A 24,389-nucleotide genomic window follows, 5' to 3' on the forward strand; every position below is an offset into this window, starting at 1 on the left:
AAATTAATTTTTTGCTGCCCTGGTATTTCGGATAAAATCTATCACGAGTTCACCAAACCGCTTTTCTTCATCAAATAAAAAATGATGCCGGACAGGAATTACAAACAAAGGCAGGTCGGCAATTTCCGCATTGAATTTTTCTAAACGTACAGCATCTTTTTCAGTTGTCAGGATAATTTTATCAACCGCTTCAACGGCTGCAAATTTTTTCCTGATCTCCTTCAGGTCATCAATGGTAAAAATGCGGTGATCGGCATATTGCAGCATATGGTAGGTCTTGCTGTGTTTCTCCAGCATTGATTTGAGTGGCCTCGGGTTGGCGATACCGGTAACCAGTAGTACTTCGGTGCTTTCCATGAAATAAAAACCGGTTTTATTTAAAATATGATAGGGTTGACCATATTCCATGGCAGCAAAAAATATGGACTGACCTTCCACCGGTTTGATTTCATCAATAATTTTTTGTTTTTCAGGAAGGGTAAGTTCAGGACTGCATTTTGTCACAACAATAATATGAGCCCTTTTATACTCTGACTTAAGATCACGCAGATCACCTGTCGGCAAATAAAAATCACGGGTAAAAAGATTAGAGTATTCGGTCAATATAATATTTAGCCCCGCACTGATGGCCCTGTGCTGAAAAGCATCATCCAGGATGATTACTTCTGTTTCCGGCCGGTCGTGCAATAGTTGCGGAATGGCAACCAGCCTTTCTTCGCCAACCGCTACCGGCACATCAGGAAATTTATGATGAAACTGCATGGGCTCATCACCAATATCTAGCGCTGTTGATCTTTCATTGGCTAGTGCATATCCTTTTGTTCTTCGTTTGTATCCGCGGCTTAATGTAGCAATTTTAAACTGGTCTTTTAACAATCGAATCAACCACTCTACCATTGGTGACTTGCCCGTACCACCTACTGATAAATTACCCACGCATATCAAGGGTAACCCAAACGATGTGCTCCGCAATAATTTTTTATTATACATCCAGTTACGGACTGCAATGACAAGCCAATAAATCAAAGCAAATGGCAATAAGAGAATGCGAAAGGACTTGAGAAAAAAATTAGAAAACATACACGTTATGCGGTGTGATACAAAGATCTAAAGGTAGGTCAAATTCATGTAGACCTTCAATCTTATCAAGTGGCTCAAAATAACTGAAACCTACTTTAATGCAATCGGGCCGGCAATGTGCCAGCCATTTATCATAGAAACCTTTACCATAGCCGATCCGGAATCCTTTTTTATCAAATGCCAGCAGCGGCACAAAGATCATATCGATTTCATTGGCGGGTAAAAAATCAGCGGTCTGCGGTTCATAAATATTCAATTCTGTTTTGGTAAATGGTGTATCGATATCAGTGATAGCGGCATGCATGACACCTGTAGTAAAATCAGCCACGGGGTAACAAATTTTCATTTCGGGGTTTCTAAACCGGAGAAACTCGGTAAATAAATGCGTATCAGGTTCATGATTTTCTTCGATGGGCCAGTACGTGAGCAAGCCATCAATAAATGGCAGGTCGGCCGACTGGAATTGTATCAAAAGCAGGTCATCCAGTTTTACCCTTTCCTTTTCTGAAAGAGCCAATCGTTTTTCTCTATATAGCTTTCTTGCCTCCTTTTTTTGCATTACTTATTCATTAACAAAAATGGAAAATATCGTAGTGCCGTAATTTTTTTCATTTTTATAAAAAGGAAACCTTTTATAATCATTCCGGGGCGTATGCTCCAGCACAAACCAACCACCTGGATTGAGCAGTTGCTTTTCAAATATTTTCCTGGGCAGGTCATCAATGGTAGTTAGCGCATATGGCGGACCAGCGAAAATAAAATCGAACTTGTCTGTGCATTGATCGATAAACTTAAAAACATCCATCTTTATCGTTTTCAAATTGTCGATACGCAGTTCGTTTTTTGTTTTTTTGATAAACTCATACATGGCATTGTCCTTCTCCACAATTGTAAGATCCCTGGCCCCTCTTGAAGCCAACTCATAACTAATGCTTCCGGTGCCGCCAAAAAGATCCAATGTTTTCAATTCTTCAATATCAAGCTGATGTTGCAGGACATTAAAAAGACCCTCTTTGGCAATATCAGTCGTGGGCCTTGTGTAAGGCATTTTGGAAGGCGGGTTAAACTTACGGCCGCCATGTTCACCGCCTATAATTCGCATTTAGCAAGATCGTTGAGTGAGGTAAAAAAATGAGCGGGGTAACGCAACTCTTCTGCAGGTGAAATTTTCCATTCAGTCTCCCTGAAATGGATATGCAGGAAATATTGATGCAACTCTTTATACAAAGTGGATTCTTTATCGATCAACCCAGACAGGTATACCCTTACCGTCTCTTGCGAAAAAGAAAACTGGCGGCAGGTATCCAGCAGGTAATAAATAAAATCAGCAGGTGTAGAATAAGGGAATGTTTGCGTGAGCAACAATTTATTTCCTTTGGTAACAACAAGGGAAAAGTCGTCGGTGCGAAAGTCTGCAGCAAGCGATCCCTCGAAGTCAGTAGTGATGATGTTCTTTATACCTATTGTGTAGGCGTGCCAGTAGTTGCCTGTTTTAAAATGCTCGCAGGCCCAGTCATACACTTCTTTTGGCACCGCGTATACGTTGTGCATTTGCCAACCGGAAACCGGCTCGTTGACAATGGCATCTTTCCCGCTTATTCCAAACATGGTTTGCAGCATAAGCTTTGCATCGTCTTTGTCATATTGATCCATCGGCACCATAATGCTCTGCAGATAATCATAGCAAATAAAAGTGTTTTGATAAGTATGATGGAGCTCAGGGTGCTTCATATAAATTTCATCCAGCGTAGCCTTATTTATCTCCGTGTCGGTGTACCAGCTTAGTTTGTATAGCTCACCGGCATGCGGGGAAGTAATGGCAAATCCAAAATGTCTTTCACCCACCCTGATCGATAAAACCTGTTGTGCAGCCTCTGCCCTTTTTTCTGATATGATATGATATACCTGTTTCACTATTTCCCTTTTATTACCTGCAATGATATGCAAAAATAATTATTGTAGGTTTGCCGCCCGGCTTTCCGAAACGACGACAATCGTATGGCAAACAGTATTCCAAATACAGATTTACAGGTAGAAATATCCAATAAACAAATATTAAAGATCGCCCTGCCGATTGCTATAGCTATGCTTGTGCCCCAGGTCAATTTTGTGGCGAACACGGTTTTTTTGAGTGGATTGGGTGAAACAGAACTGGGCGCAGCTGGCATTACAGGCGTCTATTACCTGGTATTTGCCCTGGTGGGCAATGGCCTCAACAGTGGCCTGCAAGCTTTGATAGCCCGCAGAGCCGGTGAAAACAGACCGCATGAAATAGGGAAAATGTTTTCGCAATCGATTTGGATCGCCCTGCTTTTTGCAGCAGCCGGTATTTTCATCACCTACCTTATTGCGCCGGCATTTCTTTCCACGGCGTTGGCGAGTAACAGGGTGCAGCACGAAGCCATCGGGTTTATCAAGATCCGTATATGGGGGCTGCCATTCCTGTATTTGTTCCAGATGGGAAATGCAATGCTGGTAGGTACCAACAACAGCCGGTACATGAAATATGGATTTTTTATTGAGGCTGTGATAAATATTTTTCTCGATTATTCGCTGATCTATGGCCATTTTGGAATGCCGAATTTAGGGTTTAATGGCGCTGCTGTTGCATCTATTATAGCTGAGGCATCCGGCCTTTTGATTGTTTACCTGATTATTTTTTATAAAAAATTTCATCAGCGTTTTTTGTTGTTTGGTCATTTGAAATTTGACAGTAAAATCTCCGGGCTGATCTTCCGTCAATCCTCGCCATTGGTGATGCAATATGTGCTAAGCGTGTCTGCCTGGTTATTGTTTTATATTCTTATCGAACATTATGGGGAAAGGCCGCTGGCGATTAGTAATACCATGCGAAATATCTTCGCAGTGTTCGGCATTTTTGTATGGTCCTTTGCCAGTACCAGCAATGCCATGGTCAGCAATATCATTGGCCAGGGAAAAAAGGACCAGGTTTTGTTTCTTATCCGGAAAATTGCGAGGCTCAGTTTTATTTTTACGGCAAGCCTTTGCTTAGTGATTAATCTTTTTCCTGGCACTTTCCTGTTATTGTATGGCCGTGACGAAGGATTTATCCAGGAGGCAATACCGGTTATTCGGATTGTATCGGTTGGTTTATTGTTCATGTGTATCTCCACAGTATGGCTAAATGGAGTAACGGGAACAGGCAATACTAAGATCAATCTGGGAATTGAAATAGTAGCAATACTGTTGTATAGCATTTACGTCTATTTTGTTCTTCAAGTATGGAAGTTATCATTGGTATGGGCCTGGGCGTCTGAAATGCTTTACTGGACAGTGTTGTTCAGCTTGTCCTTTATTTATTTGAAAAGTGGAAAATGGAGAAATAAGGTGATATAGATTTGAAGATATCTTTTATGGACAATTAACCTAGACCGCAAGGTCTTATCAATCCAGAATACACTATTTACTTTTTTGTCTTAACACAAAAAAAACAAAAAAAGTCAAGGCTTCGGAAAAAATGCTAAAAATTTCCCTGTCCGGCTAAAATGAAATAGTTCAATCGATAGTACAAAGCCAGGCATTTGTGCGACTTGTGAGCTAAGACCATAGCCTGGCAATAGAACATTATTTCATTTTAACGCCTTTCAGGAAAATTTTCTCAACGCATTTTTTCCGAGGCCGCTCCTCAAAACGAGACGCGACTTAAATTAATTATTCTATATCTTTTATATATTGCCTATTCTAATCTTTTAATCTGGATAAATGAAAATATTATCAGGCATCGCCATTCTCTTAGTGTTCATTTCCTGTAATAATGCTGACAGCGAAGACAATAAGGAGGGTTCTATAATCGAAACTCCCGCGATCAACTATGTTGTAAAAAAAACACACCCACACGATACCACCTCTTTTACTGAGGGCTTACTGTTTCATAAAGGGCAATTATACGAAAGCACCGGATCACCTGATGATTTACCGGGTACCCGTTCGTTGTTCGGTGTGTTAAGTTTAGAGACTGGTTTGATCAGCAAAAAAGTAGAACTGGATCGAAAAAAATATTTTGGAGAAGGAATCGTCTTTTTTAACGACAAAGTATACCAGCTAACTTATAAAAACAAAATTGGTTTTATATATGATGCAACAACTTTCCGAAAGCTGAGTGAATTTACTATTCCGTCACAGGAAGGCTGGGGAATGACGACAGATGGACATCGATTGATCATGAGTGATGGAACCAGCCAATTGACCTATCTTGATCCGGAAACATTACAGGTAAGGAAGACGATTACAGTGTCTGATGCAAGGGGATCGGTTCCCTATTTGAACGAACTGGAATTTATAAAAGGATTCATTTATGCGAATGTATATACCACCAATGAGCTTATTAAAATAGATCCCGGGAACGGACAGGTCGTTGCTAAACTTGACCTTTCATCACTTGCTAACGAAGTAAAATCATTGTATCCGGGTTCTTTGAAAATGAATGGAATTGCCTATGATTCGCTGAATAACAAGACTTACATAACAGGAAAAATGTGGCCCAAAATTTACGAGATATCCTTCGCCTATTAAAATATCTTACTCTAAAAACCGACTTGATAACTCACGGCTGCACTGCCTGTAAATTTATCGATAGGAGGATTTAGTTTCTCTACTGATACATTAATTTGCTTTACCTGTGGAAATTGATGATGTACAGCATGAGCTATGGTCTGCACAAGTGTTTCCAGCAGGTCAACCGGTTTTTGCATAGTCACATTAATGATATCGAATAGCGCCGCATAATCAATCGTGTCCTCCAGGAAAAGAATTGCTCCGCTTTTGGGAACATAACCAACCTCCATATTCACAACAAAGTCATTTCCCTTCTGTCTCTCTTCCGGATATAACCCATGGTAAGCCCTGAAGCGAACGTTATTGAGAGAGATGGTAAGAAGATTAGCCACGCTGCTTATTTGACAATAAATAGAGACAAGAATAGTTTGAAGTAGTTCCCTTATTTGAGCATTGAACATTGAAAATTGAATATTTATACCTGCCTTAATGCTCAATGTTCAAAGCCCGATGTTCAATTTTCAATTTGAACAATTAATGAATTCCCTTTACACTTAAATATCGCTCCGCATCCAGGGCTGCCATGCAACCACTACCAGCCGCGGTCACCGCCTGGCGATAGATCTTATCCTGCACATCGCCGGAGGCGAATACGCCTTCTACATTGGTTTTGGAGGTTCCGGGTATAGTTTTGATATAGCCAGCTTCATCCATGTCGATATACGGCTTAAAAATATCTGAATTAGGCTGATGGCCAATGGCGACAAAAAAACCATTAACAGGTATCTCCTGTTTTTCACCTGTTTTATTATTTTTAATGCGCACTGCTGTCACTGTTTTATCGCCGATGATTTCGTCGGTTTCTGTATTCCAGTACACTTTTATATTGGAAGCATTCAGTACTCTATCCTGCATCACTTTGCTGGCCCGCATTTCAGACTTACGAACAAACATGTGAACATTAGTGCAAAGTTTGGAAAGATATAATGCTTCTTCTGCAGCCGTGTCGCCTGCGCCTACGATAGCTACTTCCTTACCCCTGAAAAAGAAACCATCACAAACAGCACAGGCACTGACGCCGAATCCGTTTAAACGCTGTTCGCTTTCCAATCCCAGCCATTTTGCAGATGCCCCCGTTGAAATGATCACACTGTCCGCCTCAATCCATTTTTCTTCATCTATTTGTACTTTCAACGGAGAGCCGGAAAAATCAACTTTGGTAGCAATACCATAACGTATATCCGCTCCCATCCTTTTAGCCTGCTTTTCGAAATCAACCATCATTTCGGGTCCCTGGATGCCATCTGCATAACCCGGGTAGTTTTCCACTTCTGTAGTAATGGTAAGCTGGCCTCCCGGCTGCAACCCCTGGTATAAAACGGGTTTCAAATTAGCTCTTGATGCATAAATAGCTGCCGTGTATCCTGCCGGTCCGCTTCCTATAATTAACACCTTAACTTTTTCTACTTCTTTGTCTGTCATAATTTTTAAATATCCCTATTAAAAAACAATCCCTGCAAAAGAAAGTTTATTTGCCCAAAATGCCAAAATCACCAGCGGCAAAATGTAAACCGTTTGTCAACGAAAAAAGCCAACCCATATGGAATGGCTTTGACTATTGATCATTTTAGTATTATCCCAGTTTATGATCAACAATTTCTTTGTCGATCTCTTCTTCTTTTTTATGAGCTTCCTGTAGTCGTTTCAATTTTTTACCATAAGAAAGCCTGGTGATCAGTGCAAACAAAACAGGCACGACAAATATAGCCAGGGTAGTTGCGGCAAGCATACCACCAAATACTGTCCATCCTATTGTGTTGCGGCTTTCAGAAGCCGCACCACTTGCAAATGCCAACGGCAGCACTCCCAGGATAAATGCCAGAGATGTCATTACAATAGGTCGCAAACGAAGGTTCACCGCCTGCAATGTAGCATGAATGATATCCATGCCCCTGTCCACCCTTTCTTTGGCAAACTCTACGATCAGGATCGCATTTTTAGCAGCCAGACCGATCAGGGTAATCAAACCAATTTGCGCATAAATATTATTGCTAAGACTTGGAATGAAAGTCAAGGTAAGTATAGAACCAAATGCACCAATCGGTACGGCAAATAAAACTGAGAATGGAACTGACCAACTTTCGTACAATGCTGCAAGGAATAAGAATACAAACACTAAAGAAATAGCAAAGATGGTTGTTTGCTGGTTGCCGGCAGCTATTTCCTCGCGGCTCATACCTGAAAATTCATAGCCATAGCCGGCAGGTAATGTTTTCGCCACTTCTCTTAATGCTTCAATTGCCTGGCCGCTACTGTATCCATCTTTTGGTGATCCATTTATTTCAATGGTCCGATAAATATTATAATGCGATATAACGGAAGGTGTCTCTATCACTTTGCTGGTGACAAGCGATCCGAGCGGAACCATACCGCCCACGTTATTGCGGACATAATATTTTTCAATATTGGAAAGTGAACCACGGTATGAACTATCAGCCTGCGACATGACCCGGAAGTTTCTGCCATAGAGGTTAAAGTCATTCACATAACTACTACCCAGGAAAGTAGAAAGAGTTTGATAAACATCCGAAACAAGAACGCCTAATTTTTTCGCCTGCTCTTTATCTACATCTACCTGGTAGCTCGGTGTACGGGAGTTGAAAAACGTGTACGCCATTCCTATCTCTGGCCGTTGATTTAATTTAGCCAGGAAATCACGGGCTACTTTTTCAAACTGCTGAATACTATCCGTACTACCCGTCTGTTGCAATTCAAACGTGAAACCAGAAGTAGCGCCAAGACCCGGAATAGCCGGTGGAGCAATAGGTAAGATGCGGGCTTCTTTTATATCAGCCGTGACGGCCCTGATCTTGCCTATCACTGATTGTACATGATGTTCCTTTCCCTTACGGTCATCCCATGGTCTCAAACTAACAAACATGGTTCCCACATTCGATTTATTGGAAAAGCTTACAATGTTCAAACCAGCCAATCCTCCCACAACTTTTACTTCAGGCAGCTTGCCTACCCTACCCATAATTTCCTTTAACATCGCTACACTCCGGGTAGTGGAAGTTGCTTCAGGCATTTCATAGGTCACAAACATCCGGCCTTCATCTTCCGTCGGTATAAAACCTGTTGGCTTATTTTTAAAAAGGAAAAACAAACCTACCACCAAAACAACCATCATGATCAGCACATAAGGTGTTCTCCTGATCCATAGAGCCACTCCCCTCGTATATCCGTGTGTTAGTTTGCCAAACCACCTGTTAAATGAAGCAAAGAATTTTTCCAGGATATTCTTCTTTTCATTTTCGCCCTTGGATGGTTTCAACATAATTGTACACAGGGCCGGCGTAAGCGATAAGGCCACAAAAGCTGATATTATAACCGAAACTGCAATGGTAATAGCAAACTGTTGGTAAAGTCTTCCAACAATACCCGGAATAAAACCGACAGGAACAAATACAGCCGCCAGGATCAGGGCAATAGCAATGACCGGACCCGATATGTCTCGCATAGCTTTAAGTGTAGCTTCTTTTGGAGACATTTTCTCATGATCGATATTATGCTGTACTGCCTCAACTACCACAATGGCGTCATCTACCACAATTCCAATGGCCAGCACAAACGCAAACAGGGTAAGTGTATTAATCGTAAAGCCCAGCGTATTAAATAAAATGAATGTGCCAATCAGTGAAACAGGTATTGCCAACACAGGAATCAGAGTGGCACGCCAATTTTGAAGAAACAAGAAAACAACCAATACCACCAATATCAAAGCTTCAACCAATGTATGCACCACCTCGTTAATAGAAACCTCTACTACGGTAGCTGTTTCCAAAGGCACCAAAAAGTCGATATCCTTTGGAAAATTTTTTCGCATATTTTCCAAAGCCTGGTTGATCCCCTTATACGTGTCAAGAGCATTGGCGCCCGGTGCCTGGTAAATCAAAACGAATGCTGCCGGTTTACCGTTTACAAATGCATTGGTCGTATAATCAAATTTGCCCAACTCTACTCTTGCAACATCTTTCAGGTAAACGATGCTGCCATCGGCAGGCCGGCTACGCACTATAATGTTTTCAAATTGCTCTCTTGTATTGATACGGCTATTGGTCAGGATGCTATACTCAAATGATTGCACGCCAGGCTGCGGATTTCCACCCACAGTTCCCGCAGCGATTTGCAGATTTTGTTCCTGTAAAGCAGCATTGACTTCGGCAGGTGTCATTCCCAGTGCCGCCAGTTTTTCAGGGTTTAGCCAAATACGCATACTAAAATCATCTGCACGGGAAAAAATATCGCCAACTCCTTTTACACGAAGCAATGCGTCTTTTACATACAGGTTTACATAATTGCCAATGAAGGTAATGTCATGCGAGCCATTAGGTGAATAAAAGGCCAATGCCATCATGATGCTGGGATTACGTTTTCTTACAGTCAATCCCAATCGTTTTACCGCATCAGGCAAAGTTGGCTCGGCAACACTTACCCGGTTTTGCACATCTAATGTGGCAATATTAATGTCCGTGCCCACTGCAAAGTTTACGGTAATGCTGCTCTGACCGCTACTGGTGCTATTACTGCTCATGTAGGTCATGCCGGGTGTTCCATTCACCTGGGTTTCTATAGCTGTAGTAGTTGTTTGCTCCACCGTTTGAGCATCAGCACCTAAAAAGTTTCCTGAGATGGAAACAGTGGGTGGTGAAATTTCCGGATACTGGGCAATAGGAAGATTGATCAGTGAAATAATCCCTACCAATACCAATACTATCGAAATAACAATGGCGGTAACGGGCCTCTTTATAAAAGTTTCTGCTATCATTTTTTATGAATCAGAATACTGATAAGAGAAGTACAGTACTCCTTGATTTTGGTTTTTGATATTTGATACTCTTCAGTTGAAAAATTATTTTTTTGCAGCAGGGGCTGCGGTAGTGATAACTGCTCCTTCGCGAAGGTTTTGAACTCCTTCCACAACAATCTTCTCTCCTTCCGATAAACCGTCTTTTATAATTACATTGGCAGATATCTGTTTTCCCAATACCACTTTTCTTTGCGATACTTTGCTGCTATCACCTACTACGTAAACAAAATATTCACCGAGTTGCTCTGTTACTGCTTTATAAGGAATCGTCACTGATTTTTGCGAAGCGTTATTCAATACCCTTACAGTAGTGCTCATGCCGGCCTTCAACATGTTTTTATCATTTGGAAATGACAACCGTGTTTTAATGGTTCCTGTTTGCGCATCCACCGCACGATCTATTAATATGATCTTGCCATTATATGGATATACATCACTTCCAAACGCTATGGAAAAAGTGGAGTCACCGTCTTTTTGCGACTGTTGCAACTGACTAAATCGATATACTTCACGCTGATCGACCGTAAAATCAACGGCAATTGGATTATCAGTAGAAATTGTATTTAATATGGTTTGTCCTGCCACAACAGATGTTCCTGATCTAACCTGCGAAATCCCGATAGTACCGGTAAAAGGTGCCGTAATTGTCGCAAAATTTACACTGGCTTTTACCGCATTGACGTTCGCTCTTGCAGCGGCCACTTGTTTTTTCGCTGCTTCGAGTGCTGCATCGGCATAGTCCACTTGTTGTTTTGCAATAGCATCCTTTTTGTCCAATTCATGATAACGATCTGCATCTTTTTGTGCCTTCAGCAAATTAGTTTCCTGTACTTGCAGGTTAGCGATTGATTGTTGATAGTTGGCGTTGTACAACTGCTGATCGATGGAATACAGCCGCTGCCCCTTACTTACTTTGGCTCCGTCTTTAAAATAAATACCGGTGACATAACCAGTAACCTGGGCTCTTAGTTCCGTTTGATTCAATGCCACAACCGTACCGGGATACTCATCATAATAGGCCGCATCGCTTGTTTTTACTCCCTCTACTGTCACAGGGACAGGCGGTGGTGGTCCTTGCTGTTGCTGTTGTTTGGCACCGCAGGAATATAAAAACAACATGACTACTACTATCGCAACATTAGCTTTAATTGATTGGACTTGCATGGTCTTTAAACTTTGATCTTAAAACCTCTTTTTTGAAAATTAAAATTTTATTTCTCCCAAACTTCTTTGTACATCGATCTTGCTGCTCAATACCTGGTATAATGCGTTAAAATAATTGATCTGTGATGTACGCAGATCTGTTTCTGCTGTTATCACTTCCAGGTAAGTTTTTATACCAGAGCGATACTGAAGGTTGATTACGTCGTATACATCCAGTGCGAGCAGCACATTTTCTTTCACCGCTAAATAATTATACAGGCTCGATTTATAACTGGCCAATGCGGATGTGTATTCCGTATTCACCGAATTTTTTAAATTCACTAAATCCAGACTGGTTCTGGTTAATTGAGCTTCGGCCAATTTGATCTCGTACTTTCTTTTTCCCCCTTGAAAAATTGGAAAGCCTAATGTTATCCCTGCAAAAGAATTCGGAAAAGACTGGTTGTACAGTTTACCAAAATCATTATTCAGGTAGTTAAGATTATATCCACCATTGGCAGATATTGTTGGAATAAAACTCCATTTATTATATTTCACATTTGCTTCCTGCAGTTTCAACTGTGTTTGCAAAATCTGGTATTCAATGCGCCGGGAATAATCGATTAACTGGAGGGTATCCAATGCAATTTCATTTTCCAGCGTAGCACTATCATAAACAATATTCAGGTTAGCCGCTTCAGGATAGTTGATCAGCGATTTCAGGAAGTTCGTTTTCGCTTTTAAAGCTTCTTCGTTACTCTTACGGCTTGCTCTTGCATTATTTAAAGCAATCGTAGCTCTTTTGTAGTCCGTTTTGTCAACAACGCCGACATCGTATGCAGCACGGGCATCTTTCAAACTACGCTCCAGGCGGACAATATTTTCATCAGTTACTTTTATTTGTTGTTCTGTAGCCAGCAGGTCATAAAATGCTTTTGAAACATTTACCACTACATCAATCTTCGTATTTTCTGTTTGTTGCTTTGCCTGGGTACGAACGTCTGTCTTTGTACGACTTGCCAATAGTACGTCACGATTAAATATAGACTGTGATGCTTCAAACTGAAGCGCAGAGGTATTATTAACACCTAACCTTACCGGGTTACCACCAATTATACTGGTTTGAACCTGGAAATTATGTTGATAGAGATAATTGAAATTAACCTGCGGGTACCAATCGGCAAGTTTTGATTTGATTTGCAGGTCGATGCTTTTTTCATCAATTAGTGACTGTTGGATGACGGGCTGCCGTTTCAACGCATACTGAATAATATTTGGCAGGTCTGCCTGTTGTAGCAAACTATCAGTTGTTGCTTGTGCATGGATCAATGATGCAAAAAAGGTTGATACCAATAAAAAGGTAGAGCCAGGGAAAAACTTTTTCCTAACGAATGAATTATTCGACATAAAGAGTTTGACTTTGTATTTTATGGCAGGAATCGAATGAATAGGTCCCGAAAGATATGAACAACAAGAGCCGTCAGAAATTGTTCAATATTTAACGGGATTTCAAAATTAAAGGTAGCACAAGTCAAAATCTGCTGACTTTTTTTTAAAGAAGCCTTTGAAGGATGAATGGTACTAAATAAAAACAGCCCCGTTCAACGACCGGAGCTGCTTTTGTAAATAAACCCACCAATTTTCCCCCGGCATAACCAGGAGACTTTGCTATGTTAACCCAGGTAGGCTTTTAAAGCACTACTATAACGGGCTTTTTGTAAACGTTTGATTGCTCTTTCCTTGATCTGGCGAATACGTTCTTTGGTAAGATCGTACTTCTGACCTATTTGCTCGATCGTAACACCTTGTTCGCCATCCAAACCGAAATAAGCATTCACTATCTCCGCCTCACGGGGACTCAATGATTTTAAAACTCTGCGGATTTCATTTCTCAACGAGTCTTTCATCACGTCATCGTCAGTATCATCACCACCTTCGAGCAAATCACCCATTGCCACATCTTCTGCCTCATGCACGGGTGCATCCAATGAGGTGTGACGAGTGTTACTTTGAAAAATATTGTTGATTTCGGTCTCACTCATTTCAAGTAACTCCGCCAACTCTTCTGTGCTAGGCTCCCGCTCGTGTTCCTGTTCGAAAGCCATGTACGCTTTATTAGCTTTATTATAAGTTCCGATCTTGTTTTGTGGTAAGCGAACCAATCTTCCCTGTTCAGCCAAAGCCTGCAAGATGGACTGACGAATCCACCATACGGCATAAGAGATGAATTTAAATCCTTTTGTTTCGTCGAAACGCTGCGCTGCTTTAATCAAACCAAGATTACCTTCATTGATAAGGTCACTTAATGACAAACCCTGGTGTTGGTATTGTTTTGCAACTGACACCACGAAACGAAGGTTTGCCTGCACTAATTTGTCCAATGCCTTTTGATCACCCATCTTGATACGCTGGGCCAATGTTGTTTCCTCTTCTGGTGTGATCATCGATATTTTCGATATCTCCTGAAGGTATTTTTCTACCGCCTGTGAGTCCCTATTGGTAATCTGGGTAGCAATTTTGAGTTGCCTCATAGTAATTTAAGCTGTTTAATTATTAAACAAATAAGTGCTAATCCTGGTTTAAAGAATATTGCGAAGGGCAGATAAGGAGACCGTCCGGGTCTACTTGCAAAGGTACGCCGCATCGACCGAAAATCATAATAGTTGTGAACAATTAACTGAAATTCAACCGAGGACAAACGTTTCCAAAAAATGATTGATTCGCTGAAATCATCTAGGGGCGGCACTTTCGGCGGATTTGCTAAAGAACAAATAAATTGGAAAAGTTGACAGGCCTCAAGGGCTTATAATGTGGATTTCGTTGGCTCCTTCTTCTTTTTTAAAACAATCCATAAAACTAGTCCGGAAATAAAAAGTAAAGTGGAAATTACCTCTGCCTGGGTTGGTTGGAAGCCAAAAATGTTTAGCCTCGTGTTTACCCTTATTTTCTCGACAAAAAACCTTTCCAGCCCATTTAGCATGAGATATAAGGCAAAAAGGGTTCCAGGTGTCTTCAATTTTTTTCTTACGGCCCATAGCAAGCCGAAAAGGACTAAACAAACGACGATCTCATAAAGCGGAGTAGGATAAACCCCTGCAGGCAATTCATAACAATATTTTGCTTCGGTACAGCCGGCCATTTTCACCCCGGCTTCATTCACGTTGTGAGGGTAAGTATAGGTCCACATCCAATCCGGCAACCACGAAAAGGGCTTTGGGCTTGTATTTACGATTCCCCAGTCACCGTCCCCGGCAACCTGGCAACCTACCCTACCTACTCCATAAGCGAGCATCAAAGCCGGAGCGGCAGCATCGTTAAGATGCCAAAAGCCGATATTATGCTTTTTAGCATAAATCCAGATAGCAATGGCAGCACAGATCAGTCCACCGTAGAAAGTAAGCCCGGATGGAGAAAGCAGGTACGAAGACGGATGTTCTAAAAAATCACTCCAATTTTCAAAAATATCAAACAGCTTAGCGCCGATAAGCCCAAACACAAGGGCCAGGATTGTCATTTCTCCCACTCTATCCTGTGGCCAGATTCTCACGGTCCTTTTTTCTGGCTTCGGCAATTTTTGTTTATTCTTCTCATACCACTTCAACCCCGCGAAAAGCAAACCCACGATTATACCGGCGGGCCAGCTCCCTATTCCTGAAAAAATAAAGGCCTGCGGATCCTCCGTAGCGGAGCTGTCCATGATGAATAGAGCGATAATTTTAAACCCCAATAAAAAGCCCAACAGGAAGTTTAATATTAATTCACCGGCAGTTGCGGGCCGACCGACCATTACTTGCATTTCGGTGGGGTGCAATAGGCCTTCGCTGCTCTTTCTCTTCAACTCGGCGGCCAATACGATTGCGGCAAGGATAAATGATATAGCTACGAAAAATCCGAAAGAATTCACAAAACGAAGAAAAGACCACTCTACGCCAAAAAGGTCTTTAAAAGCGAAATATAGATTAGGATACATTTGCCGGTGATTGTTTTTTGAGCAGGCGAATATACAATGGAAAAATCGGTCGTCCTCAAATAATAATAGCTTCCTTAATAGGGAAGCTATTCTGAATGAATATAATAAAAGTCTTAATTACAGTATTCTGCAAATGCTCCAATCAGATTATTTGCTATAACCTGTGCCGACCTGCCTTCGATTTGATGTCTTTCGATAAAGTGAACCAACTGACCATTTTTGAACAAAGCGATTGCCGGAGATGAGGGCGGATATGGCGCCAAATGTTGACGCAAAGTTTTCACCGCTTCAATATCATAACCCGCAAAGGCTGTAGTTATATAATCCGGCTTTTCCTTCGCATTGGCAACCGCCATTAAAACGCCGGGCCGGGCTGATCCTGCCGAACAGCCACAAACTGAATTGATCATAACGAGAGTTGTCCCTTCTTTGGATAGCTGGGCTTCTACATCGGCAGGCGTCAATAATTCGGAAAAGCCATTATCAGTTAACTCTTCCTTCATTGGAATTACTATTTCTTCTGGATACATATTTTATGAGTCTTTTTTAAAGAACGCAAAAGTAGACAAAAAGTTTATCTCCCGCTGAATAATGAAATTATGTCAGTAAGAAAATCAAAAATATGAAACAATGTCACAAGGTAAGATTTGAAAACTGATCAGGTGGCATAGAAAGGGTGGGAAAAAGCTAGTGGTACAGCGTTTGAAAATCACTTCCTGTAAATTTTTAAAACAAAAAACATAAATAGCTATGACACTCGTAAAATTTAACCGCAAACCATTTGAAGGAACCTTTAACAGTTTAATAGACGACCTTTTTACAGAGTTCCCCGTCTTTTCAAAAAACGAAGCTTATCCTAAATGGACTGGTTCGGTACCGGCAAACATTAAGGAAAACGAAAAAAGCTATAGCATTGAAATAGTTGCTCCTGGTTTTGAAAAAACAGATTTTAAGGTAAGCCTTGATCAACAGTTGCTCACTATTTCGGCTGAGAAGAAAGATGAAGTGAAAGAAGAAAACGAAAAGAATATTCGCCGTGAGTATAGCTATCGTTCGTTCAAAAGATCTTTTACATTGGATGACAAAACTGATGGCACCAACATCGATGCAAAATATGTTAATGGTGTTTTGACATTAAACCTTCCGAAAAAAGAAGTAGTCAAACCAGCAGTAAAAGAAATAACTATTCAATAAGTTCTTTAATAAATTAAGATTTTCTCATAAGCAGTTGGTTTTGGTTTACACCCCGTCGTTTCTACGATGGGGTTTCTTATTTACACATCATTATCCGCAGCCATATTTACAACCAAAAGATTTAGATTTGCGTCTTTTAGTACATTATCTATCAAATTTTTAAGGATGAGGAAACTAAGGTTCTGCTTTTTTCTTGTTACCCTATTATCCGTACAGGCCTTTGCCTTTAGCCAGGTACCTGATACTATACCAGCCATTACTTCACCTGCTATTGTAGATACACCGCTCCGAATTACAAATCTTAACCCGTACTTCACGGTGCAGGTAGATTCCACCTTATCCTACCAGCTAATTATAAATAAGGATGAGGATAAATATTATTGGTATTTGCGTAACTCGCCAGCAGGCATGAAAATAAGTAAGGATGGCTTGCTTAGTTTTAAAGCAGAAAAATCTTTTTTTCTTTCAGGTAAACTAAAATACGATACAGAATATTCCATTAAGCTGGGAGTTCAGAATTTGTCCAACCCTGCTGATAAAATTGACACCAGTGTTACATTGGTATTTTATAATACCGAAGTGGTGCAACCCAAAGTAAAATTTACCGTATCTAATAATCTAACCGTTGAAGAAGGCAGGCCCGTTGAATTTGGAGTGGTGTGCGAAGCCGGTAATTTCGCAATTGAAGATATTTTGTTTAGCAGCAGCATCCCGATCAGCGGATATAAACTTGTCAAGCATTGCGATGACCAGTTTTCATGGACACCTCCGTTTGATTTTGTTTCCGACACAGACACCGGTAAACAGAAAACTGTTCTGCTCAATTTTGTGGGTACTACCCGTTTTAAAGTCAGGGACACGGCAGTTATAAAAATAAGTGTGAAAGATGCGTTGAATTACCCCTTTGCGGTGCAGGAGCATGCAGCCGTGTCAAATAATGTACGGTTTTATGTCATGCAGTTGCAGTATGTTTTTTTTCAGCTTGACAAAAAAGTAAGAAAGACCAAGGGAGCCCGTACAGGATTTGATCTTACCGCAGCCAGCTCTGCCTTAACGGGAACTATATTGAATACATCATCCAGCAAATCGTCACAAAATACCGGTAAAGTATTACCCAGTGTTGGCGTAGCATTGACACCCATCAAAGAAGCGACTGCGCCGAATAAATCAGTTGAACAAAACCAGGCAACGGTAATTCGTGCAGCCATCAAACGCCTGCAGTACATGGTGACGGATAATATGCTCATCGGAGAAAGAGATCCGGATATCACAAAGAAAACCGCTAAGCTCCGTGAAGAACTGAGACAGGTACAAATACAATTGGTAGATGTGCCGTTGGAAATGGTACCACCCGATATGACCGAAAAGGAACTGAATGATTACTTCAATAGTTCAAGAGTGAATAAGAAGTACCGGTTCAAGAAAAAATAATCAACTACGAAAATCAGGGCTGGCATCCAGCCCTTCTTCTTGTATCGATCAGGTACTGTATTTTCCATACTCCCTCAAATCGCACCAATTGAAAAGAGTTGACGCCGCAATGGCTAAATGAACCGTTGTAGAAAAAATTGTAAGGAGTCCAGGCAATAGCTAAAGGTCCATCTATTTTTATTGTTTCAAAACTGATTCGCTCATCAGCCGAATCTCTTTTTAGTTTACTGACAAAAGCCGCAAACTCGCTTACGTTTTCTGTTCTTACCAGCGCCTTGCCTTCTTTATTGCGAGTGATTGTTTGGAGGATTGCACTATCTGAAAAAACACCTTTAAAGGCAGTGCCATTTCCATTTTTCATTGCCGCAAATAGCGTATTGATGGTCGTCTTAATTGAATCTTCGGCCGTTTGTGCCTGCAGTTTACCGATAAAAAATCCAAACGTTAACAATAGTAAAAAACGCTTCATCTGCATATTTTTTATTTTTTTAATTGCCAGATGTAATCTTGCCTGTTGGCAGACAGGTTCGCCATAAAATTTTCATCGCTCACTTGTTAAAATAGCTCGAAATTTTTTTGACTCATTTCATATTAACAATGCTTAAGGTTTTGTTTTAAAATCGATGACGTCTCTAAACTAAAATAATTCGTTATGAAAAAACTGAGAATTGTACAAGCGGCTTTATTAGTGGCGGCAGTGGCCTTATTGGCAAGCTGCAGCTCAGGCCGCAGAAACTCCTATGGAGAACCTTACCCACCCCGGCAGGCAAACTTTTCTTTGATCATTAGTTCTTCCCCCGGAATGGTCATCCACCGCTATCATGACGGAAGGTATTATTACCGTAATCCCTATGGATATACATACTGGCGGGGATACGATAACCTGTATTATCTTGACAGATCATATATCCGAAGAGTTCATTATGACAGGCGACAGTATGATGCTTGGAAACATGGATCAAAAAGGTATTATAAAAGGGGACATTACCGTCGGTAGAAATTAAAAAGCCCGATGCGACAATTGCAAAGGGCTTTTAAAATCATTTTTGCAGATAACTATTTCATGTAGCCTAATATCTTCAACATGCTTTGAGCAGTTTGTTGCTTGGCGTATACCCAGTCAACTATCTTTCCATTTTTATCATAGTCCACAAGTACATGCTTTGGGGAAGGTATCAGGCAATGCTTAATGCCACCATAGCCGCTTATTTGATCCTGGTACGCACCTGTATGGAAAAAACCAACATACAAAGGCTCGCCATTATTTATCTTAGGCAGAAACACTTCATTGATATGCTCTTCTGAATCATAATAATCATGACTATCACAGGTGATACCACCTAATACGACCCGCTGGTAATCCTGGTCCCATTTATTGACAGGCAGCATCAGGAATTTTTCACCGATGCCCCAGGTATCAGGAAGCGTAGTGATAAATGAAGAGTCGATCATGTACCATGTCTCTCTATCATTTTGAACCTTTTCGCCAATCACACTGTATATATGTGCCATACTCTCCCCCACTGTATAACTTCCAAATTCAGTAAAGATATTCGGCATCGGCACCTTTGCTTTTTTGCAGGCAACTTTAATGTTGCGAACAATTTCATTGATCATGAACTGGTAGTCATATTCAAAGCCTAATGAGTGCTTGATTGGAAACCCACCGCCGATATTAATGGAATCCAGCTCGGGGCATATCTTCTTCAACTGGCAGTAGAGGTTGATGATCTTATTTAGTTCACTCCAATAATAGATATCGTCTTTGATACCTTTATTCAGAAAAATATGAAGCATTTTCAATTGAAATTTGCTCTCATACCCTTCTATCCTGTCTACATAAAACTCCAGAATATCTTTAGCCCGAATACCTAACCGGGAAGTATAAAAAGGGAAACTTGGCTCTTCTTCGGCGGCTACCCTGATTCCTAATTTAAAGGGAGCCTTTACCGTCTTCGCATACTCTTTCAATTCTTCTTTATTATCAAGAACCGGGATCACATTGGTAAAGCCGCTGTTGATAAGGTTTGCAATCCGTCGTGTATATTCCTTTTGCTTGTAACCATTGCAGACGATATGAATATCTTTTGTGATCTTCTTTTTTTCGTATAGCTTTTTAATGATCTCAATATCGTAAGCATAGGAAGTTTCCAGGTGGATATCATTCTTTAACGCCTGCTCTACCACAAAAGAAAAGTGCGAACTCTTAGTACAATAACAATAAAAATACTTGCCCTCGTATTTATGTTTTTTAAAAGCGTTGGCAAACATAGTTTTCGCCTTTTGTATCTGCATGCCGATCTTAGGTAAAAAACTCAGCTTAAGAGGAGTTCCATACTTATCAATCAGCGCTTTTATATCCACACCATTGTATTGTAGATACTCATTTTTCACCTCAAAGCCTTCCTGCGGAAAATTAAATGTCTGTTGTACGAGGTCCTGGTAAGAGTTTGTCATTTAGAACTTAATGGGAGTTGTTGATCACCGAATTTTTTTAACGGGACAAAAGTAGAATTTTGGAGAAATTTCAGACTAAAATTATTTAGCCTGCTCAATCTATTATTCCGCCTGTTAAAACGACTTGTTTATTCAATCTCAGAAAATAAAAAAACCGTCCTGCCCAAACAGGCGGAACGGTCAAATTCTATCGATCACTTAACCTTTATTTAACCTGGTCAACCAGGCTTTTGAAAGTTTCAGGATTATTCATAGCCAGGTCAGCTAATACCTTACGGTCAAGGGTGATACCTTTTTTATTCAGCTTATTGATGAATTCAGAATAAGTCAAACCTTCTGCACGAACTGCTGCATTGATCCGGGCAATCCACAGGCTACGGTATTCTCTTTTCTTTAATTTACGACCTACAAACATATAGGTCATACCTTTTTCTACTACGTTCTTGGCAACGGTTAATACATTTTTACGTTTGCCATAGAAACCTTTGGCTTGTTTTAATATTTTTTTGCGGCGAGCTTTTGAAGCTACTGCATTTTTTGAACGAGGCATATTTTTAAGTTTGAGGTCAGAAGTACGAAGTACGAACTGACAGAGTTATCAAAAGTGTTTTAGAAAATATTGAAGGGAAATTGAAGGTCAGACAGCTGACTTCAGATTTCTTACTTCAATCTCAAAAGACGTTTTACAAAATCAACGTGAGTCTTGGATACAGTTCCATCCATTCTCAGGCTGCGTTTACGTTTTTTGGATTTCTTTGTCAGGATGTGACGTTTAAAACTCTTTTGGTGCATGATCTTTCCGGTTGCCGTTACTTTGAAGCGTTTTTTGGCACTGGAATTTGTTTTTACTTTAGGCATTTTACCCAGTATTAATAATTATACCCTTGAGGCGTTCCCCACCGGGGGATCCTTGTCGAACCTCTTCAGGAAATGTCCGCCCTTGCCGGGCAAGGGAAAAGAAAGAACTTTATTTTCGGGCTGCAAAGATAATGGTGTAACTAATAGTGGCAAAGGCTTCCCGAAAATAAAATGAAGACTTGGATAAGCCCCCATTTTTATCCTGTTTTCTATAATTCCTACTTCCTATGGTTTAGGATTCAAAGAGTTGTCAATTCTCGTTACAAGATCCTGCAAGTGATAACGGCTCATAACATCATTAATTCCGCCTAAAGCGGCTTTGATTTCGCTACGGAGCGCAGCAAGATGAGCCCGGGTTACACTTATTATATCAGACTTCTCAGTATTGGTAGTAGAGCCGGCCCCGAGCACCATGATAACAATACCAGAACCGCTACCGCTTTTTGGCGGATTGATCAGATCACTCAAAATACCGACATAAGATTTTTGCAAGTTTCGGCGATAGACATCAATTTTTGAACGAGCCGGCAGTTCCGTCCAAATACCTTTTTTAAGGTCGCTGAAAAGGTCGGTAATGGTGTATGCTGCGGAACCTTGTTCTGCCTCCGCATCAATCAATTTGGAAAGACTGCGGGTAGCTAACAGGCGGTTTAATACATTATCCTGCAGACTACCGACAGTGCTTATGGCGTTAATACCTGTCTTATCGAAAATATCTTTATTGATCAGCCATGAAGGTGTTGCAAATAGTTGCTTATTTAAAAAATCGACTGCTTCCCGTTGCTTTGCTTTTGAAACAACTTCGTACACCGGCCCTTTTTCTTCCACCATTTTCGGAGTTTCCATAATGCCACCGACATATTTGGCAACATGACTCAGGTACATTGAAAACTGGTTAGTTACCTGGTTGTACATACTCCTGAGATTGCTGTAATCTTTATTGGGCATTTTTGTCCAATCCTCCAGGTTAGGAACAATACGCTGCAGGTTTTTGATGCCATACATTGCTCCCTTCATACCGTCATCTCCTACCTGCTCTCTTTGCGACCGCGGATCATCGGGGTTTGTTTCCGTACCAAACCACAGGCGATTATCCTTTAATTTTTCCATGACCCATTTATTCAAATAAGTTTTTTCAGCTTCAGCATCATTAAACTGTGGAAATAGTTTATAGCCCCACTCAATAGCCCAATGATCATAGTCGCCGATGCGGGGGAAAAGACCTGCCCGACTTATTTTATCTTCAGGTTGCGCTACGTAGTTGAACCGGGCATAATCCATAATGGAAGGTGTGTGACCATGCTTCTCCACCCACGCTTTATCCCGAAGTTTTTCAACCGGAACCGACGAACTGGAACCGTAGTTGTGACGAAGTCCTAATGTATGACCTACTTCGTGCGAAGAAACAAAGCGAATGAGTTGCCCCATCAACTCATTATCATAAATCATTTTTCTTGCAGCAGTATCAACAGGGGCGCATTGTACAAAATACCAATGGTGGATCAGTTCCATTACGTTATGATACCAATTGATATGGCTTTCCATGATCTCCCCACTCCGTGGATCACTAACGCTGGGGCCGCTGGCGTTAGCCACATCAGATGGTTTGTAAACAATGGCAGAATAACGGGCATCCTCGAGGCTCCAATCAGGATCTTCTTCTTTTGAAGGAGCTATTTTTCCAATAATGGCATTTTTAAACCCAGCTTTTTCAAATGAAGCCTGCCAATCATTTATGCCTTGTATCAGGTATGGAACCCAAACTTTCGGTGTTGCCGGGTCAATATAAAATACGATCGGTTTTTTAGGCTCTACCAATTCACCTTTCTTGTATTTTTCGATGTCTTCATCTTTTGGTTCAAGTCTCCATCTCTTTATCAGGCGGGCTGTCTCCACACCTTGAGGGTTCGCATCAAAATCGGTATAGCCAACGGCAAAATAACCAACCCTTGGATCAAAATGTCTTGGCTGCATTGGCTCTTTTGGCAATAGTACAAATGAACTATTCATTTCAATTGTCAGGTTGCCTCCTGGCGTACCTCCGCCTATCCCTGTTGGAGGTCCTGCCATTCTGCTGTATGTTTTTACTGATGAGAGTTCAATATTTAATGGAAAGGACCTGATACCAACGATATAAGATTTATCAGACTGTTGCGAGCCGATTCGCATAGATGTTTTTAGCTGGCTGTTAAAAAACAACACGTCGTTATCACCATTGACATAATCAGTAACATCAATCACACTTCCCATGGAATCTTTTGAAAATGCTTTAATATCAAATGCGGCAGCAATAGGCTGAACGTTTGATTTGTTAACAGCCGTAAACATGGGTGAAGTAGAATCCTTTGAGTACTCGGCAAAAGAAACATTGCGGAGAAATATCTTATTATTTGGCCCCTTCTCAAATCGAATAACGTTTTGCCCGATCTGATCTCCCGCATAGCCAAAAAAACCATTGCGCATTCCTGCAGCTGCTTTTGCAATACGATTTACTATCAGTATGTCCCGTCCCAATAGGGTGTCACCAATTTCAAAAAAGTATTTATCATCTAATTTATGAACACTAAACAAACCCTCATCTGTTATCGCTTTTGCAGTAATTACATCTTTATAAGCTTTCGGTCCGGATGACGGCTGACGGGGGCCTCCGCCTAATGACGATTTGGTCGTATCAGTTCGTGGTTGTGCGATGGCAAGAGCACAGGTTGTAACTGCAATAAAACTTACAGCCAGGCGGGAAAAAAATGGGTGCATGCAGAGATATTATTTTTTAATTAAATAAAGCGGTGTAAGATACGCAAAGGTTGAATCGGGATATTTTGCCATTGCTGATTTTGTACCAGCGGCGAACAACTCATATGAGCAGCAAAA

22 protein-coding genes are annotated in these 24,389 nt (G+C 40.9%); 5 read left to right on the top strand and 17 right to left on the bottom strand.

Going from position 1 to position 24,389, the window contains the following annotated elements:
* Positions 1 to 3: 3 nt before the first annotated feature.
* Genes lpxK through P2W73_RS11880 form a run of 4 tightly spaced genes read right to left on the bottom strand, consistent with a single transcriptional unit; the run spans position 4 to position 2,994 of the window.
* Positions 4 to 1,080 carry a tetraacyldisaccharide 4'-kinase gene (lpxK, locus tag P2W73_RS11865; protein ID WP_276502259.1) on the bottom strand — a complete coding sequence of 359 codons (1,077 nt, stop codon included), beginning with the start codon at positions 1,078 to 1,080 and terminating at the stop codon, positions 4 to 6.
* The gene (locus P2W73_RS11870; RefSeq protein ID WP_276502260.1) at positions 1,070 to 1,639 is read right to left on the bottom strand and encodes a 5-formyltetrahydrofolate cyclo-ligase; all 570 of its coding nucleotides are present in this window, start codon (positions 1,637 to 1,639) and stop codon (positions 1,070 to 1,072) included. The genes lpxK and P2W73_RS11870 overlap by 11 nt, the downstream gene beginning before the upstream one ends.
* A gap of 3 nt (positions 1,640 to 1,642) precedes the next feature.
* Complete coding sequence (locus P2W73_RS11875) at positions 1,643 to 2,182, bottom strand: RsmD family RNA methyltransferase (RefSeq protein WP_276502261.1); 540 nt, start codon at positions 2,180 to 2,182, stop codon at positions 1,643 to 1,645.
* Positions 2,170 to 2,994, bottom strand: coding sequence for a DUF3822 family protein (locus P2W73_RS11880; RefSeq protein WP_276502262.1), 825 nt, complete (start codon positions 2,992 to 2,994; stop codon positions 2,170 to 2,172). The genes P2W73_RS11875 and P2W73_RS11880 overlap by 13 nt, the downstream gene beginning before the upstream one ends.
* Before the next feature lie 84 nt (positions 2,995 to 3,078).
* Between P2W73_RS11880 and P2W73_RS11885 the strand changes: the two genes are divergently transcribed.
* Positions 3,079 to 4,437, top strand: coding sequence for an MATE family efflux transporter (locus P2W73_RS11885; protein WP_276502263.1), 1,359 nt, complete (start codon positions 3,079 to 3,081; stop codon positions 4,435 to 4,437).
* A 366-nt stretch (positions 4,438 to 4,803) separates the two neighbouring features.
* Positions 4,804 to 5,613, top strand: coding sequence for a glutaminyl-peptide cyclotransferase (locus P2W73_RS11890; RefSeq protein WP_276502264.1), 810 nt, complete (start codon positions 4,804 to 4,806; stop codon positions 5,611 to 5,613).
* Between the two features lie 11 nt (positions 5,614 to 5,624).
* On the opposite strand, the gene folB is transcribed toward P2W73_RS11890, so the two are convergent.
* The 8 genes from folB to P2W73_RS11930 form a co-directional block, all read right to left on the bottom strand.
* Entirely contained in the window at positions 5,625 to 5,987 is a 363-nt protein-coding gene (gene folB, locus P2W73_RS11895; protein WP_276502265.1) for a dihydroneopterin aldolase, read from the bottom strand.
* Between the two features lie 142 nt (positions 5,988 to 6,129).
* A complete protein-coding gene (trxB, locus tag P2W73_RS11900) occupies positions 6,130 to 7,077 on the bottom strand; it encodes a thioredoxin-disulfide reductase (RefSeq protein WP_276502266.1) in 948 nt (315 codons plus the stop codon).
* Between the two features lie 151 nt (positions 7,078 to 7,228).
* Positions 7,229 to 10,423: an efflux RND transporter permease subunit gene (locus tag P2W73_RS11905; RefSeq protein ID WP_276502267.1), complete on the bottom strand. Its 3,195-nt coding sequence runs from the start codon at positions 10,421 to 10,423 to the stop codon at positions 7,229 to 7,231.
* Between the two features lie 84 nt (positions 10,424 to 10,507).
* On the bottom strand, positions 10,508 to 11,629 hold the full coding sequence (locus P2W73_RS11910) for an efflux RND transporter periplasmic adaptor subunit (RefSeq protein WP_276502268.1): 1,122 nt from the start codon (positions 11,627 to 11,629) through the stop codon (positions 10,508 to 10,510).
* A gap of 39 nt (positions 11,630 to 11,668) precedes the next feature.
* Entirely contained in the window at positions 11,669 to 13,015 is a 1,347-nt protein-coding gene (locus tag P2W73_RS11915) for a TolC family protein (protein WP_276502269.1), read from the bottom strand.
* A 266-nt stretch (positions 13,016 to 13,281) separates the two neighbouring features.
* Positions 13,282 to 14,139, bottom strand: a complete 858-nt coding sequence (locus P2W73_RS11920; RefSeq protein WP_038107151.1) for a sigma-70 family RNA polymerase sigma factor — start codon at positions 14,137 to 14,139, stop codon at positions 13,282 to 13,284.
* A gap of 272 nt (positions 14,140 to 14,411) precedes the next feature.
* Complete coding sequence (locus P2W73_RS11925; protein ID WP_276502270.1) at positions 14,412 to 15,578, bottom strand: prolipoprotein diacylglyceryl transferase; 1,167 nt, start codon at positions 15,576 to 15,578, stop codon at positions 14,412 to 14,414.
* 113 nt (positions 15,579 to 15,691) lie between these two features.
* Positions 15,692 to 16,108, bottom strand: a complete 417-nt coding sequence (locus P2W73_RS11930) for a BrxA/BrxB family bacilliredoxin (RefSeq protein WP_276502271.1) — start codon at positions 16,106 to 16,108, stop codon at positions 15,692 to 15,694.
* A gap of 220 nt (positions 16,109 to 16,328) precedes the next feature.
* Between P2W73_RS11930 and P2W73_RS11935 the strand changes: the two genes are divergently transcribed.
* Complete coding sequence (locus P2W73_RS11935; RefSeq protein WP_276502272.1) at positions 16,329 to 16,772, top strand: Hsp20/alpha crystallin family protein; 444 nt, start codon at positions 16,329 to 16,331, stop codon at positions 16,770 to 16,772.
* 165 nt (positions 16,773 to 16,937) lie between these two features.
* Entirely contained in the window at positions 16,938 to 18,203 is a 1,266-nt protein-coding gene (locus P2W73_RS11940) for a hypothetical protein (protein ID WP_276502273.1), read from the top strand.
* A 13-nt stretch (positions 18,204 to 18,216) separates the two neighbouring features.
* On the opposite strand, the gene P2W73_RS11945 is transcribed toward P2W73_RS11940, so the two are convergent.
* Positions 18,217 to 18,672 (bottom strand): nuclear transport factor 2 family protein, encoded by a 456-nt coding sequence (locus tag P2W73_RS11945; protein ID WP_276502274.1) that lies wholly within the window; start codon positions 18,670 to 18,672, stop codon positions 18,217 to 18,219.
* Positions 18,673 to 18,855: 183 nt separating this feature from the next.
* Here P2W73_RS11945 and P2W73_RS11950 point away from each other — a divergent pair, with 183 nt between their 5' ends.
* Entirely contained in the window at positions 18,856 to 19,200 is a 345-nt protein-coding gene (locus P2W73_RS11950; RefSeq protein ID WP_276502275.1) for a hypothetical protein, read from the top strand.
* A gap of 59 nt (positions 19,201 to 19,259) precedes the next feature.
* Here P2W73_RS11950 and P2W73_RS11955 read toward each other — a convergent pair whose 3' ends face one another.
* The 4 genes from P2W73_RS11955 to P2W73_RS11970 form a co-directional block, all read right to left on the bottom strand.
* A complete protein-coding gene (locus P2W73_RS11955; RefSeq protein WP_276502276.1) occupies positions 19,260 to 20,660 on the bottom strand; it encodes a type III PLP-dependent enzyme domain-containing protein in 1,401 nt (466 codons plus the stop codon).
* Between the two features lie 205 nt (positions 20,661 to 20,865).
* Positions 20,866 to 21,210, bottom strand: a complete 345-nt coding sequence (gene rplT, locus P2W73_RS11960) for a 50S ribosomal protein L20 (protein WP_276502277.1) — start codon at positions 21,208 to 21,210, stop codon at positions 20,866 to 20,868.
* Between the two features lie 110 nt (positions 21,211 to 21,320).
* Positions 21,321 to 21,518, bottom strand: a complete 198-nt coding sequence (rpmI, locus tag P2W73_RS11965; protein ID WP_276502278.1) for a 50S ribosomal protein L35 — start codon at positions 21,516 to 21,518, stop codon at positions 21,321 to 21,323.
* A gap of 225 nt (positions 21,519 to 21,743) precedes the next feature.
* Positions 21,744 to 24,272 (bottom strand): zinc-dependent metalloprotease, encoded by a 2,529-nt coding sequence (locus tag P2W73_RS11970; RefSeq protein ID WP_276502279.1) that lies wholly within the window; start codon positions 24,270 to 24,272, stop codon positions 21,744 to 21,746.
* Positions 24,273 to 24,389 lie beyond the last annotated feature (117 nt).

Source organism: Terrimonas pollutisoli, assembly GCF_029360765.1.
Lineage (GTDB): Bacteria > Bacteroidota > Bacteroidia > Chitinophagales > Chitinophagaceae > Terrimonas_B > Terrimonas_B pollutisoli.

Excerpts from the sequence above, each read along its gene's own strand:
- lpxK (WP_276502259.1), bottom strand. The coding sequence starts at position 1,080 with ATGTTTTCTAATTTTTTTCTCAAGTCCTTTCGCATTCTCTTATTGCCA.
- P2W73_RS11870 (WP_276502260.1), bottom strand. The coding sequence starts at position 1,639 with ATGCAAAAAAAGGAGGCAAGAAAGCTATATAGAGAAAAACGATTGGCT.
- P2W73_RS11875 (WP_276502261.1), bottom strand. The coding sequence starts at position 2,182 with ATGCGAATTATAGGCGGTGAACATGGCGGCCGTAAGTTTAACCCGCCT.
- P2W73_RS11885 (WP_276502263.1), top strand. The coding sequence starts at position 3,079 with ATGGCAAACAGTATTCCAAATACAGATTTACAGGTAGAAATATCCAAT.
- P2W73_RS11890 (WP_276502264.1), top strand. The coding sequence starts at position 4,804 with ATGAAAATATTATCAGGCATCGCCATTCTCTTAGTGTTCATTTCCTGT.
- trxB (WP_276502266.1), bottom strand. The coding sequence starts at position 7,077 with ATGACAGACAAAGAAGTAGAAAAAGTTAAGGTGTTAATTATAGGAAGC.
- P2W73_RS11905 (WP_276502267.1), bottom strand. The coding sequence starts at position 10,423 with ATGATAGCAGAAACTTTTATAAAGAGGCCCGTTACCGCCATTGTTATT.
- P2W73_RS11910 (WP_276502268.1), bottom strand. The coding sequence starts at position 11,629 with ATGCAAGTCCAATCAATTAAAGCTAATGTTGCGATAGTAGTAGTCATG.
- P2W73_RS11915 (WP_276502269.1), bottom strand. The coding sequence starts at position 13,015 with ATGTCGAATAATTCATTCGTTAGGAAAAAGTTTTTCCCTGGCTCTACC.
- P2W73_RS11920 (WP_038107151.1), bottom strand. The coding sequence starts at position 14,139 with ATGAGGCAACTCAAAATTGCTACCCAGATTACCAATAGGGACTCACAG.
- P2W73_RS11925 (WP_276502270.1), bottom strand. The coding sequence starts at position 15,578 with ATGTATCCTAATCTATATTTCGCTTTTAAAGACCTTTTTGGCGTAGAG.
- P2W73_RS11930 (WP_276502271.1), bottom strand. The coding sequence starts at position 16,108 with ATGTATCCAGAAGAAATAGTAATTCCAATGAAGGAAGAGTTAACTGAT.
- P2W73_RS11935 (WP_276502272.1), top strand. The coding sequence starts at position 16,329 with ATGACACTCGTAAAATTTAACCGCAAACCATTTGAAGGAACCTTTAAC.
- P2W73_RS11940 (WP_276502273.1), top strand. The coding sequence starts at position 16,938 with ATGAGGAAACTAAGGTTCTGCTTTTTTCTTGTTACCCTATTATCCGTA.
- P2W73_RS11945 (WP_276502274.1), bottom strand. The coding sequence starts at position 18,672 with ATGAAGCGTTTTTTACTATTGTTAACGTTTGGATTTTTTATCGGTAAA.
- P2W73_RS11950 (WP_276502275.1), top strand. The coding sequence starts at position 18,856 with ATGAAAAAACTGAGAATTGTACAAGCGGCTTTATTAGTGGCGGCAGTG.
- P2W73_RS11955 (WP_276502276.1), bottom strand. The coding sequence starts at position 20,660 with ATGACAAACTCTTACCAGGACCTCGTACAACAGACATTTAATTTTCCG.
- rplT (WP_276502277.1), bottom strand. The coding sequence starts at position 21,210 with ATGCCTCGTTCAAAAAATGCAGTAGCTTCAAAAGCTCGCCGCAAAAAA.
- rpmI (WP_276502278.1), bottom strand. The coding sequence starts at position 21,518 with ATGCCTAAAGTAAAAACAAATTCCAGTGCCAAAAAACGCTTCAAAGTA.
- P2W73_RS11970 (WP_276502279.1), bottom strand. The coding sequence starts at position 24,272 with ATGCACCCATTTTTTTCCCGCCTGGCTGTAAGTTTTATTGCAGTTACA.